At 34.7% G+C, this 13,477-nt stretch carries 8 protein-coding genes; 7 read left to right on the top strand and 1 reads right to left on the bottom strand.

The features are described from left to right. Nucleotides 1–311: 311 nt before the first annotated feature. The 4 genes from R2I74_RS06000 to R2I74_RS05985 all read left to right on the top strand — a co-directional run bounded on the left by R2I74_RS06000 (nucleotide 312) and on the right by R2I74_RS05985 (nucleotide 6,218). On the top strand, nucleotides 312–1,400 hold the full coding sequence (locus R2I74_RS06000) for an N-acetylmuramoyl-L-alanine amidase (protein WP_316355326.1): 1,089 nt from the start codon (nucleotides 312–314) through the stop codon (nucleotides 1,398–1,400). Nucleotides 1,401–1,668: 268 nt separating this feature from the next. Further along, entirely contained in the window at nucleotides 1,669–3,480 is a 1,812-nt protein-coding gene (aspS, locus tag R2I74_RS05995) for an aspartate--tRNA ligase (RefSeq protein ID WP_316354548.1), read from the top strand. 140 nt (nucleotides 3,481–3,620) lie between these two features. Continuing rightward, on the top strand, nucleotides 3,621–4,817 hold the full coding sequence (locus tag R2I74_RS05990; protein WP_316354546.1) for a serine hydrolase domain-containing protein: 1,197 nt from the start codon (nucleotides 3,621–3,623) through the stop codon (nucleotides 4,815–4,817). 258 nt (nucleotides 4,818–5,075) lie between these two features. Then, a complete protein-coding gene (locus R2I74_RS05985; RefSeq protein ID WP_316354544.1) occupies nucleotides 5,076–6,218 on the top strand; it encodes a branched-chain amino acid transport system II carrier protein in 1,143 nt (380 codons plus the stop codon). A gap of 52 nt (nucleotides 6,219–6,270) precedes the next feature. Here the strand turns inward: R2I74_RS05985 and R2I74_RS05980 are convergent, their stop codons facing one another. Next, complete coding sequence (locus R2I74_RS05980) at nucleotides 6,271–9,918, bottom strand: autotransporter outer membrane beta-barrel domain-containing protein (RefSeq protein WP_316354542.1); 3,648 nt, start codon at nucleotides 9,916–9,918, stop codon at nucleotides 6,271–6,273. 287 nt (nucleotides 9,919–10,205) lie between these two features. Between R2I74_RS05980 and R2I74_RS05975 the strand changes: the two genes are divergently transcribed. The 3 genes from R2I74_RS05975 (at nucleotide 10,206) to R2I74_RS05965 (ending at nucleotide 13,477) form a co-directional block, all read left to right on the top strand. Beyond that, nucleotides 10,206–11,183 (top strand): FKBP-type peptidyl-prolyl cis-trans isomerase, encoded by a 978-nt coding sequence (locus R2I74_RS05975; RefSeq protein ID WP_316354540.1) that lies wholly within the window; start codon nucleotides 10,206–10,208, stop codon nucleotides 11,181–11,183. A gap of 22 nt (nucleotides 11,184–11,205) precedes the next feature. Next, a complete protein-coding gene (locus R2I74_RS05970) occupies nucleotides 11,206–12,390 on the top strand; it encodes an aspartate kinase (protein ID WP_316355324.1) in 1,185 nt (394 codons plus the stop codon). A gap of 196 nt (nucleotides 12,391–12,586) precedes the next feature. Then, nucleotides 12,587–13,477: a CPBP family intramembrane glutamic endopeptidase gene (locus tag R2I74_RS05965; RefSeq protein ID WP_316354539.1), complete on the top strand. Its 891-nt coding sequence runs from the start codon at nucleotides 12,587–12,589 to the stop codon at nucleotides 13,475–13,477.

Below are 13,477 nucleotides of genomic sequence, written 5' to 3'. Positions count from 1 at the left end.
TAAGAAGATTCTCGCCCCATCTCTACCATTACGAATGTGTGCTCTGCTGGATTGAGCTATACCGGCTTAATTATAATAGTAGTTTCTCTGTGTCTAAGCGTAGGAACAAGTGAATTATTACATTAGAATCTATGAATAGGACAGGATTTTGTCAAGAATTTACTATACATCTTATTTACTTTCAAAAATTTTGCTTTTATAACTTAAAAAGAGCTCGCGAACGCACGTGCTCAAAAACGCACACATCATTAAATAACTCATTAAATAACTATAAATACAACAACAGGAGGATTTTATGAAATTGCAAGACAATATCTAAGGTTGCAGAGCTAAAAATAAACACAACTTATTTAAGAGAAAATGCAGTAGGTTTCTCACTTGCTTCAAAAGGACAGGAACAAGACATAGAATTCAAAAAATGTAATTATTATACTGACCGAAAAACCGATACTTCGGCACAGTATATAGTCCAAACATATTCCGTTGGCACTTTAGAAAAGACATTAGCTAAAATGGTGCTGACTGAGGATCAAAATATTACTCAAACAAGAGGCTCAGGAGTATCAGTGCATTATGTTATTGATGTGGATGGTACTATATATCAGCTAGTGCCAGACAATAAAAAACCATGGGCTACTGGAGTTGGTGACTTAAAAAATGATAGTAAACTAAACCACAAGATTCCAGCTGACATTATGAAAAATGATATGAATAATTTTTGCATAGCTATTATGTCAATTAATGATGGTAAAAGTCCTTTAACCCAGAAACAATATGAGTCTAATCTACAATTAACCAGTCATTTAGTTAAAACTCACCATATTGATCCTGGGCAAGTGATAGCGCTTGCAGATTGGGCTGCAGGCCGCCACATTGCGCCAGGTCCATATTTTCCTTGGGAAGATTTTGCTAAAAATGACATAGGATTATGGGCGGATATTGAACGTAAAAAAGACCCTGAGGTGATAGTATCTTACAAACAAAAACCTATTTCTGAAGAAGTAGAACATATACAGCAAGCTTTGCAAGAATTATCACACAAATATTCTACTGGTCATTTATCAGAAATAGTAAAACAATATTGTCAAACCTCAAAGAGCTTTAAAGAAGAATTTTCTATTATAAGAATTAAAGATATTGATTTCCAATTAACAAACGGCCTAGGCATAGTAGGAATACCAAATCAGAAAGATTATGAAGGGCATTTAGGTTCCAATACTTTATCTGCAATGCTGGGTTTTAACCTGCATCATCTTGGAAAGGAAATTATTAATTCATCACTTCGAGAGGTATACGATCAAGGACTATGGAAGGATTCTTCTGATCCCGAAGCTCGGGGGTTACTTGGTGAGTGGAATGCTAATAGCCAAAGCATATTAGACGCTCTTCTAGATAGTTAATAATGTAACGTTGCCAATAAACTTCATTAGACCTCATGGATGCTGGCTTCCACGTGTCCTTTTCTAGGGAGCAAAGCTCCCTAGCTCAGACGGCTGAAATTGGCTTCTATGGCGCTTAATCTTCTTAAGCTCTTTTAAATAATTCCTAGATTTTATACTCTCTAAACAGTTTTTAATTGCCTTAAACAGTATTTGTTATATAAACTAATTTAACGAGATTAACTAACTATTCTCCTAGGCATTGCGCACAAAATATCCCATGATGAATATGCATAAATATAGAACACATAACTGTAATGAGTTGCGATTAAACAACGAAAATCAGATTGTTAAATTATCAGGTTGGGTACATCGTAGGCGCGATCATGGTAATCTGGTATTTGTAGATCTTAGAGATCATTTTGGTCTTACGCAATTAGTATTTACCGATGGCAACGCCCAGTTAATGGATCTGAGTAGCAGATTGCGATATGAAAGTGTAATCACCGTTATTGGTAATGTCACTGCTAGAACAGCTGAAACTATTAATAACTCGCTTGCAACCGGTGATATTGAGGTAGTAGTTAATGAGTTGATTGTTGAATCAGCAGCAGAGATGCTACCGATCACAGTTAATAATGACCAAGAAGCCCCTGAAGAGACTAGATTGAAATATCGTTTTCTAGATTTACGCAGAGAAAAACTACATCAAAACATTATTTTAAGATCACAAATTATTACGGAAATACGTACTTTAATGTTAGGGAAAGGATTTACAGAATTCCAAACTCCTATTCTTACCGCCAGCTCACCAGAAGGAGCACGAGATTTTCTAGTGCCAAGTCGTCTGCATCCAGGTAAGTTTTATGCACTACCACAAGCGCCACAACAATTTAAGCAATTACTGATGATTTCAGGATTTGATCGTTATTTTCAGATTGCACCTTGTTTCCGTGACGAAGATGCCAGAAGTGATCGTTCGCCAGGAGAATTTTACCAGCTAGATATTGAAATGTCATTTGTAACCCAGGAAGATGTATTTAATACTATCGAACCGGTAATGTTTCAGCTGTTTTCTAAATTTTCTGATAATAAAATAATCAACAGCCCATTTCCAAGAATAAGCTATAAGCAGGCGATGCTTAAATACGGCTCAGATAAGCCTGATCTGCGTAATCCGATTGTCATTGCTGATGTTACGGAAATATTTAGCAACTCAGAATTTTCTATTTTCCGTGAGAATATCAAAAAAGGTTTCATCGTTCGCGCAATTCCAGCGCCAAAGGCTGCGGGTTTTCCTAGAAGCTTTTTTGATAAAATGATTGAATTTGCAATTGCTGAAGGTGCTGGCGGGTTAGGTTATATTCAATTTACTTTTGATGGAGAAGCAAAAGGACCGATTGCAAAATTCTTAACTAAAGAGCAACTAAATCAACTAAAAACACTAGCCAATTTAAATGATGGTGATGCTGTATTTTTTGCCAGTGATCTTGAGCCTAAAGCTGCTAAAATTGCCGGTAAAGTACGAATCAAACTCGCAGATGAATTAAACTTACTGGCAACTGATAGTTTTAAATTTTGTTGGATCACAGATTTTCCATTTTATGAATTAAATGAAGAGACTGGTAAAATTGATTTTAGCCACAACCCTTTCTCAATGCCGCAAGGAGGGCTGGAAGCTTTAGAAGCAGCCACCACTGAAGAAGAGTTATTGGCAATCACTGCATACCAGTATGACATTGTATGTAATGGGATAGAATTATCCAGTGGTGCCATTAGGAATCATAAACCTGAAATTATGTATAAAGCCTTTGAGATTGTTGGCTATGATCATGACTCGGTGGATCAAAAATTTGGCGGAATGATTAAAGCTTTTAAGTTTGGGGCACCACCACATGGTGGCATTGCCCCAGGAATTGACCGAATGGTAATGTTACTAGCTGGTACCGCAAATATCAGAGAAGTCATTGCTTTTCCTTTAAATCAACAAGCTGAAGATTTATTGATGGATGCACCTAATTATGTTGATAATAAACAGCTAAGAGAGTTGAATATAATGCTATCGCCATCAGTACAGCTTAAAATTAAGAAAGAGATATAGCCATGTCCGTCTGCTTCAGTAGACCTTATTTGAAACTCCACTTCTGTGGTCAGTTTGTGCGTCACCGCTGTGCTCAAATTCTTACCTATATTATGATACGCGCAGGTTTTGCTCATCCTCTCTCTTTTAAATTTATTCACATGCTCGACTTTGGAAAGAGGTCGATATTAATTCCAATTATCATTGCACTTAATATCACACTTGCACTAGCGAGTAATATACAAACTACAATTAAACTCACCACAAAAAATTATCTTGCTACTCGTTTCCTTAATGCTACCTTTATGTTTGCCAATAATGATGGCGTGCTAGATATTGGAGCTAAAGGAATTTTTGATCTAAATGGCACACAGTTAAAAGCCAATGAGAGAATGCCTATCGCTTCCGGCACTAAACCGATTACTGCAGCTGCAATATTAAGGTTATATGATCAAGGTAAACTAGATGTCCAAGACCCGATTAGTAAATATTTAGATCAAGAATCAGCTGTGTGGATAACTAAAATACCAGATTGGGCTGATAATGTGTCTATACATCATCTACTTACACACACTAGCGGAATTGCTGAATATTACATGAATGCGCCTATAAATGTAAATATGTCCTTACAAGATATCAATAAGTCTATTATTAATTTTGCAGCTTCTAAACCTTTGGCCTTTAATCCTGGGGATCAATATCTATATAGTAATACTAATTACATTATTTTAGGAATGATCATTGAAAAAATAAGTGAAAAACAGTTGGCACAATTTTTTTATGATGAATTTTTTAAGCCTCTTAAAATGAAAGCTTCTTACTTACCATCACTAGAAGAATCTATACTTATTCAGCAAAGTAATCATAATCGCTCTTTATATCCTGTGCGTTATGTTGCAATTCCTACAGGTGGTAGGCCGAAATTGGAACTAGCTAAATTTGAATATATGTTTGTTCCATATGCTGATGGAGGAGTGTTTTCTAATACCCGTGATATTATTACATGGTATAAAGCTCTGCATCAAGGAAAAGTGTTATCAAATCAATCATATAAGATGATGATCACAAAATATCTTCCTGTACCAAGCAGATCAGGACGTAAAAATTACACTGGCTATGGAGTGTTTATTTCTGAATTTACCAATGGCGATACTCTGATTCACCATTCAGGTAGCAAAAGTGGTATTAGTGAAGCTGGATTTATTCCAGAGCAAAATCTTTATTTTGCAATTCTTGGTAATGTATCCATGGAATCACGAGAAAAAATAAGTAACACGATTGATTTAAACAAACCTGAAAACCAATTAGATATTATCTACTTTAGAGAAGCTGTATTAACAGCAGTTGAAGGTAGTTAAAAAACATATTATAGTATTATGAAAGATAAACAATTTACTTGCAGCTAATTTAGATGAATGCTATAATCCCACCCTTATGGACAGCATATTTTATAAATTAATACATATTTCTATTCTTAGCGTTTCATCAATTATGGTGGTGGGCGCCTGCCGCCTCTATTAAACATTCCAAACACAGTTTCCATCCTAAATCCGATAGTTTGTTATAGTTAATGATAACATCATAAAAATTAATATGCATAAGCAAAGAGTAAAAATATGTATAAATTTAAAATTATATTAACCACCGGCCTTGCCATGTTTGCCATGTTTTTTGGTTCGGGCAATTTAGTATTTCCAATAAAGCTGGGCATTGATTCTGGCAGCCAATACCCAATTGCCAGTTTAGGACTTATTCTTACAGGAGTGGTAGTGCCTTTTCTTGGGTTAATAAGTATGATATTTTATCAAGGCGACCGTGATCGTTACTTTGGTTTACTCGGGAGATGGGCTCCTTTCACTCTCAGCTTATTAATATTATCATTACTTGGGCCTTTTGGTGTAGTTCCACGCTGTATAATTGTTGCGTATGGTGGTATTAGTTTGATCTGGCCTGAGATCCCCTTAATATTGTTTAGCGCTGTTTTCTCAGCAACTATTATATTAATCATTTGGCATAAGAGTAGACTAGTACCAATAATTGGTAAAATATTAGGTCCTTTTAAGATTGCTGGAATAATTATAATTATTATTGCTGCTGTCAGCCAGTCTCCGCATCTTGCTGATACAACCACCGCAGAGAATCCTTTATTGACAGGGTTGTTTCAAGGATATCAGACTATGGATTTACTGGCAGCCTGTTTCTTTTCAATTACGATTATGGAATATTTACGTAGTATCAATCCTAATAGAGAAGAAGTATTAAAAACCAGTCTTGCTGCTAGCTTCGTTGGAGCTTCATTGATCTCAATAGTTTATCTTGGATTTGTAGCTCTTGGCGCTTATTATGCTTCATATCTGGTGGATAAAAGCCCGGAACAATACCTGGCTGTGATAGCTACTCTAACCCTCGGCAATAATGCTGCGATTATAGTAGCAGTGACTATGTTTTTAGCTTGTCTTACTACTGCAGCTACCTTATCAAAACTATTCGCTGAATTTTTATATCACGATCTAGTTAGGGAACGTATTTCCTGGCCAATATCAATTATTATCACCATTATCATCAGTTTTTTACTGTCACTAATTGGTTTTACTGCTATTTCACAAGTACTTGGTACGATATTAGAGTATATTTATCCCGCTTTAATTGCTCTCAGTGTGTCCTCAATCCTTAAACAATATATGGATTTCATACCGGTAAAGCTAATTTTTTGGGGAACAATAGTTATGTCAGTAGCACTGGAATTGATCTTGCGCTAAAAAGTAATACCAGGCTCTATTAAAGTAGAGCCTGGTAAAGATAAGAGTCTGTTTAGAACAATATTTTTAGCTTAACCGTACCTTGATGATTTTGGTATTTTTTACGAAGGTTGCAATTATAATTTGCTGAAACCTCTATATTATTATATTTAGCAACTATTCCGCCACCAAGATTATAACTAAACTTTGCTGACTTAGCTCCAAGGCTTGCGTTATTTTCAAAATAACTGTCCATCCACGCTAGCTTTGCTTTTACCTTCTGTTTTTTATTGAGTAAGTAACTTTCTACCGCAACATGTACCGATGGTACAACTACTAAAGCTTCCGATAGTTTTTGTGGCATCATCATGTTAATACCGGTTATGGCAGTTAAGGTATTATTTGATTTTGCAGCGACTGAGACATTATATACTCCAACACCACGCTCAGAGTAAGCACCATCCCTGTAATGAGCATATCTAAGACCAACATTAGGCATAAAATACAAATTCTCATTCGCTATAATCTTATAATTGAGTGAGGCTTCAGCGCTATAGCTTTTATTTTTAACTTTGCCAGTGGCTATTTTATCCATGATAAATCGCTTGGTAGTAATTTTACTCATACCTGCTGCTAACATAGTTTTTAGTGAGAAATTATCATTTAACTGATGTGCACCATATAGCGATAAAATATGGCTGTTACCAGTAGTTTTATCACCAGCTCGACTTTGTTTATACTTGAATCCAGAACGAATATTACTATAAGCAATACCAACTATATTTTTTTCGTTTAATTCAAAATCACCACCGATAGTACCACCAGCACTATTGCCGTTATAACCAGCAGATCCTTTATCTGGTCTCTGTTTGCTTACGCCATATATACCTCTAGCCCACACACCTTGTAATTTGCGTTTAGCCTCATCACCAGCTGCAACACCAACGCCACTGGAAACCATAATTTCAGGTTGATTAAAATTTAACTCATTCATCCTATTATCGATAGTATGATGGATAGTTTCTGTAACTTGTTCAGCAACCTTAATCTGTGCCTGTACTGCTTCCTCCATTCTATTCATAGTAGTCTTACGCTCGTCTGGTGAAAGTGCTGTCATACCAACTACGTATAATAGCGCCTGTTGTTCTGAAGTTTTGGTGCCTATTGGCGCATCTAGCTTTGCGATCTCTGCTTCTGCTTTACTAAATGTAACTCCCATACTATTTAGCTGCCTGATTGTATCTTCAACATTTTTATGATTTTGGATTACTGGTGCTGTAAGCTGCGATACCAAGGTTTTGGTAGCTGTATCCTGGTGTACTACTACATTAGAACTTGTGTCTATTATAGTACTTGTTGCTTGAATCAATGATTCTTTAATTTGCACTACACGCTGCTGTTGTACTTCCGCATCTACTTGAGTATAACGTATTTGTGGTACTGGTTGCTCTATATCTATTATCCTGTTTTCTCGTTGATTTTGCTCATTAACAACCAACTCCTGAGGCTGATTAGCGACTACTTCTAGCTCTTGCTGCTGTACTGACCGATTGTTGTTGACTCCTAGCTCTAGCCGCTGCGGTTCATTCTGCTCGTTTTGTCTTAGCTCCTGAAGTAGATTAACAACTACTTCTGGTTGTTGGTTGTGATTTACTGGTGGTTGCGCTAATTGTTGGGCTTTGGCGTTTGTAATCAAAGCATTTTGCACATATTGCCATCCTGCTGGAATATTGATTATATTTCCTTGGGGTACCACAATTTGAATATTCTGATTTTGTGGAGCAAAAACACCATTATCAAAAATGATGTTATTACTATAAATATCACTATTTAAAGTATGTTGTGCATTATTTTGGAATTCCACTATTCCTACAGGAGTACCATTTTGGCCAATAGCACCAACATTACCGTTAGCTGCAAAAATTACGCGTCCATGACCAGGTGCAGCTGCTAGAATAGCTACAGGAGCGGCAAAACCGTTAACAACAGTAACTTGTGCGTTCTGATGATTCAATAAAATATGATTAGTTGATAAAGTACGATCAATAATTTGTACTGGTGAATTACCATTAATTTCAACTATGTTTGCATAAATTGGCTGATTAAAGATAACATTGCCAGTACCTGCACGTACTCGTGCAACTCTTGCGTTTATTTCTCCAATCTGCGCTACTGTACTTCTACCAGCAAAATCTACTGTACCAAGACCTGTTATCTTACCCGCAAAATTGATATTATCATCAACTGTCAAGGTTTGCCCAGCATCTAATAAGCTTAAGTTAATAGCATGAATATTACTAGTTGATAATTGAATATTAGCATCTGCAGTAGAAAATTGAATGTATTTTAACTGTTTCAGAGGTTTTGCTATCTGATTTTGTAGATGTCTATTACCTGCTAACTGTAATGTACCTTGATTATTATTCTTGGTTCTAATACGATTGACATATAAATCATTGTTGCTTAGTGATAAATTATGATCACCTCTAAAAACTATATCTTTTAAATTCTGTAGATTAACCCCTATATTACCAACAAAATCTGTGTTCTTGACTATATTAATAGTTCCTGTATTATTTACTGCAGTAGTAATGTCGCCATCAAATCTACTGCCTAGAGATATACTACCATCACCAGCAAAATTTAAAGTTCCTCTATCAATAATGATATTTTGCATATTGCGGCTAAACATATCCAAGTTTTTCTCAAAAATTACATTTCCATCATTTACTTCAATATTTTTAGCAAATACTGCATCTTTAAAAGTAATATTAGTGTTACCTACGGTACTAATTTGCGCCAAACGATTATCTTGATCGCCAATAATATCTGTAATCTCAATATTCCTATTGCCCATAAATTCTATAATACCTTCATTATCTCCTGCATAGATTATTTTATTAATACCAGCATATATATTTATATTGTTATTAGTAGAATCAACAATTAATCGAGCATTAGCACCAGCGAGAGATATTTCTGCAGTTGCAACATCTGATTTTATAGTCAAACGTTTATTATCTTCTACGTATAGACTACCAATAGTACCTCTAATGTCATTTGGTTGAAAGCCAATTTTGTTATTAAAAACTACATTATTATTAATTTGTATAGAACCTTGAGTAGCGTTGCTATAAATTCTCCCCTCATATGTAACAGCAGAATTAAATCTGATTATTCCATTGGCTGTATTAGCTCCATTACCAAAGTATATATTACCTAAAGCCGATATATCATTACCATTAATTGTAAATTTAGATGCAGCGTCAGTAAAAGAGCCGTCGTTTTCAAAAAAATTAAACTTCACAAAATTGATATCAACTTTTTTATTTTGTCCGGAGCTATCAATAATGTCTTGATGCGATAGATCTATTGCATGCAATCTGATAGTTGTTTGATTTTTTCCATTAATATCTAAGTTTCCTAAGTCTACAGCTTGGTTTTTTACGTTAAGAATAGCTCTATTATTAGGAGCGTCTACAAAAAGTTGAGAAGTAAAGTCTCTGGTATCACCATCGTATCTTAGGGTAGAATTATGTTGACCTATTCGCACATTATCGCCATTTTGTAAACCACGCCCTAAGCCCCAATCATTATTACCTAGGAACGAATTACCTCCGCTAACTCCATTTGCTGCATAAGCTTCTCCGCTTAAATTTGCTAAGCTAGAAGTAGCTACCAATAAATACTTTAAGAATTTTAATTTGTTGCTCGATCTCATACAGTGCCTCGGATAGAATAATTGAGAAATATTTACGATTAATTATTATATTCAATAACATATTATACATTAAATTACAAGAGATATCTTATTGTTATTAATGATATTAACAGAATAATTAATGAAATTTGATGATTTTAGAAATATGAAGAAGCAAAGAAAGCAAAGACTCTAATAATGCCCAAAAAACTAATGATCTATTTAGACCCATGCTATTTTATCTATATTTTTGTACATATTTTTATATACTGGTTACAAAATATCTGTGAATCAAAGAGGCTTAAGTCATGCAAAAGTTTTTAAGTTTAATAATTACCGCCGCTGTCTTATATATGATTTTTCAAATGAAAGTTAATAATAAGTCAGATAGTCAGGATGCTGAAAAAACTCAGCAACAGAGTACCACAGCATCAACAACAGAGAACCAGAATCTAACAGGAAATTTTCTTGAAAAAACCGTATCTAATGTGCTAATTAATGTTTTAAAAACCGAAGAAGGTAAGTTGTTTTTTGAAAATATTTTACAACCTGTTAACAAACCAATAGCAGGGATCGAAGGATTTAAAGTTAATAATGCTGATTTAATTAAATCAATGTTTAAGATCAATGATTTCGGTGAAGGTACAATAGGTCCAGCTTCTTGTGGACATGTTGTTACTGTAAACTATCAGATTCTAGATCTAAGCAATAACATGATTGACCAACAAACCAAAACCCTTACCTTGGGATCTCAACCAGTCATAGCTGGGCTTGATAATGTTATAGTTGGGATGATGGTTGGCCAAACTCGTCATGCAATTATACCAGCAAAATACGCCTATCAGGCTGATCGATACAAGAATCTCGGTATAGAGCAGGATGCTACTTATAAGATTAACGTGGCGCTAAAAGAGATTCTTCCACATAACTTTGCCAAAATTGGTGAGGTTAAAATTTTCGATGATGAAATTGCTTATCGAGTACCATTAATTTGCGGTGATAGAGCAATATTTAATGCCAAAATTACTAAATTGACAAATGGTAAGGTGATATATGATACTGTTGCAAAATCACAGAAAATTCAAATGAGAATTGGTGATATTAATTATCCAATGATTTTTTCTCATGCTCTATATGGTAAAATTCCTATAGGAACTAGAACAGTAATTGCTAAAGGCAGAAATTATAAAGCTCTAGGTGCTGGAGTTAGCGTACTTTTTCCTAAAGAACAATTGCCAGCTGATGAATATTTTATGTTGGAACTAAGCGATTTTGAAACAGAATAGTAGGCATTGCGTACAAAATTTTATGGAATTAATAGTTCAAAAATTTGGAGGAACATCAGTTGCTGATACTAACAGAATTAAAAAAGTGGCGCAGTTAATTCATACTGCTTTAACTGAAGGTAATCAACTCATTGTGGTAGTATCGGCAATGGCAGGAGTCACCAATCAATTAATTACATTATGTAGTGAAGTATCAGCTCTTGACACATCAGCTAACTGGGCTGAATATGACGCAGCTTTATGTAGTGGTGAAATGGTCACGGCCGCATTACTAGCATTATGTTTACAGACTACAGGTATTAAGTCAAGATCAGTGTTGGCTTGGCAATTGCCTATTTTGACTAACGACAATTATGGTCATGCTGCAGTTGAATTAATCGATAATAATATATTAAAACAGTGCTTACAACATGGAATTGTTCCGGTGGTTGCAGGCTTTCAGGGAATGACCTCCGAGCTTAAATGTACTACTTTAGGTAGGGGAGGATCAGATACAACTGCTAGCTTAATTGCTGCAAGTATGGAAGCCAACCGTTGTGATATTTATACAGATGTTGAAGGAGTATTTACTGCAGACCCGCGAATTGTACCTGCTGCCAAAAAGCTTAAAGAAATATCTTTTGAAGCTATGCTGGAATTATCTTCATCTGGAGCAAAAGTACTGCATCCTCGTTGTGTCGAAACAGCAATGAGATACAATATACCTATTAGAGTAGTATCTTCATTTGCTAATAATGTTAGCGGCACCTTAGTTACGGCAAGAGATAAAATAATGGAACATAAAGCTATCACCGGCATTACTTCAAATAAGAATTTATTAAAACTCACTATATACCGCCCTAAAGTTGATTTCGGCGTAATCTGTGCGCAGTTGGCACAAAATAATATTCATATTGAATTAATGATAAATATAACTGCCGGAGAAAATTATAGTTTTATTATACAATTAAGTGATAAGAATAAATTAGAGCTGTTATTACACAAGCTGACTATTGATTTTGCTGTTGATGTAAATATCGCAACTGTATCAATAGTAGGATTCGGTATTAAAAATGATAATTTATTTATCCAAACAATGTTAGAAGCGATTAGCAAAGAATCAATAGCAATATTTGCAGTACAAATCTCTGAAATTAAAATGCTGGTGTTAGTCGAAGATACTCATACCGAAAAAGTAATTCGTATTTGTCATCGATTTATTAATTAATAAATATGTTTTTATCCATAGTAGAACTATCTAATATTCCGCGTTTTCGTCATATTGCTGATTCTTTCGGCACAGCAGCTGAACTTATAAAAAGGTAATAGTATAGCAAAGCCAGTTGAATTATGATACGTTAATTTCAAAGCGAGGCTGCGCAGCGTAGATTACTACGTGAGCACAGCCGAGACTTGCAAAATTGATGTATCATAATTCAACTGGGGAAGCTATAATGGTAGTTGCATATGCTTGTTTATTAATAGCGGTGATTTTATCATTATTCGGCAAAAACGTAAAAATATTATTGTTTCTTATTATAGTTGCTCATACCGTAGCGTTCTATGCTCATATAGTTACTCTTACTGGATTAATGATGGTTATGAGTTTCTCTACTATTACATGGTTGTATTTTCATCATCATGACAAGATAAGGTTAATAAAATGGGGTCTATTGGCCATGATGATAAGCTATGGCGTATTATTTTCTCAGCATTTGTTACCTGGATTTAATAATTTCTTAATTTTAAATAAAATACGTGTTTCTTTAATATCTTGTCCATTTTCGATGTATCTAAACTTTGACAAGGTAGTAATGGCATTGATTTTATATATATCCAGTCCATTATTACTTCAGGAAAAATTTTTGGATCTAATTGCAATTAAGCAATCTTTTAAACCATTAAGTATTTGTCTGCTAATAATTATTCCTCCAGCAATGTTTGGTAATTATTTAACCATTGACCTCAAGATCTCGAAGTACCTCATTATCTGGGCTATTAATAATTTATTTTTTGTCTGTTTTGCAGAAGAAGTATTTTTTCGTGGTATAATTCAAACCCACTTTATATCTTTATTGGCCAAGTACCGCTTACCAGCAATAGTACCAATTATCATAACTTCATTATTTTTTGGGATGGCACATATTAAAGGAGGGGCATTATACGCAATTTTTGCTACAGTTTGTGGTATATTTTACGGCTATACTTATCATAGCACTGGTAGAATTTTTGCAGCAATACTAGTACATTTTATGCTGAATTTATGTCATTTTATATTCTTTAGTTACCCGGCATCCATTTCTATGTGTCCTTAG

This window comes from Candidatus Trichorickettsia mobilis (genome assembly GCF_963422225.1).
Taxonomy (GTDB): Bacteria; Pseudomonadota; Alphaproteobacteria; order Rickettsiales; family Rickettsiaceae; genus Trichorickettsia; species Trichorickettsia mobilis_B.
Note: the sequence above shows the minus strand (reverse complement) of the source record. Positions and strands in the feature narration are given on the sequence as shown.

Coding starts and splice junctions, on each gene's coding strand:
- aspS (WP_316354548.1), top strand. CDS start 1,669: ATGCATAAATATAGAACACATAACTGTAATGAGTTGCGATTAAACAAC.
- R2I74_RS05990 (WP_316354546.1), top strand. CDS start 3,621: ATGCTCGACTTTGGAAAGAGGTCGATATTAATTCCAATTATCATTGCA.
- R2I74_RS05985 (WP_316354544.1), top strand. CDS start 5,076: ATGTATAAATTTAAAATTATATTAACCACCGGCCTTGCCATGTTTGCC.
- R2I74_RS05980 (WP_316354542.1), bottom strand. CDS start 9,918: ATGAGATCGAGCAACAAATTAAAATTCTTAAAGTATTTATTGGTAGCT.
- R2I74_RS05975 (WP_316354540.1), top strand. CDS start 10,206: ATGCAAAAGTTTTTAAGTTTAATAATTACCGCCGCTGTCTTATATATG.
- R2I74_RS05970 (WP_316355324.1), top strand. CDS start 11,206: ATGGAATTAATAGTTCAAAAATTTGGAGGAACATCAGTTGCTGATACT.
- R2I74_RS05965 (WP_316354539.1), top strand. CDS start 12,587: ATGTATCATAATTCAACTGGGGAAGCTATAATGGTAGTTGCATATGCT.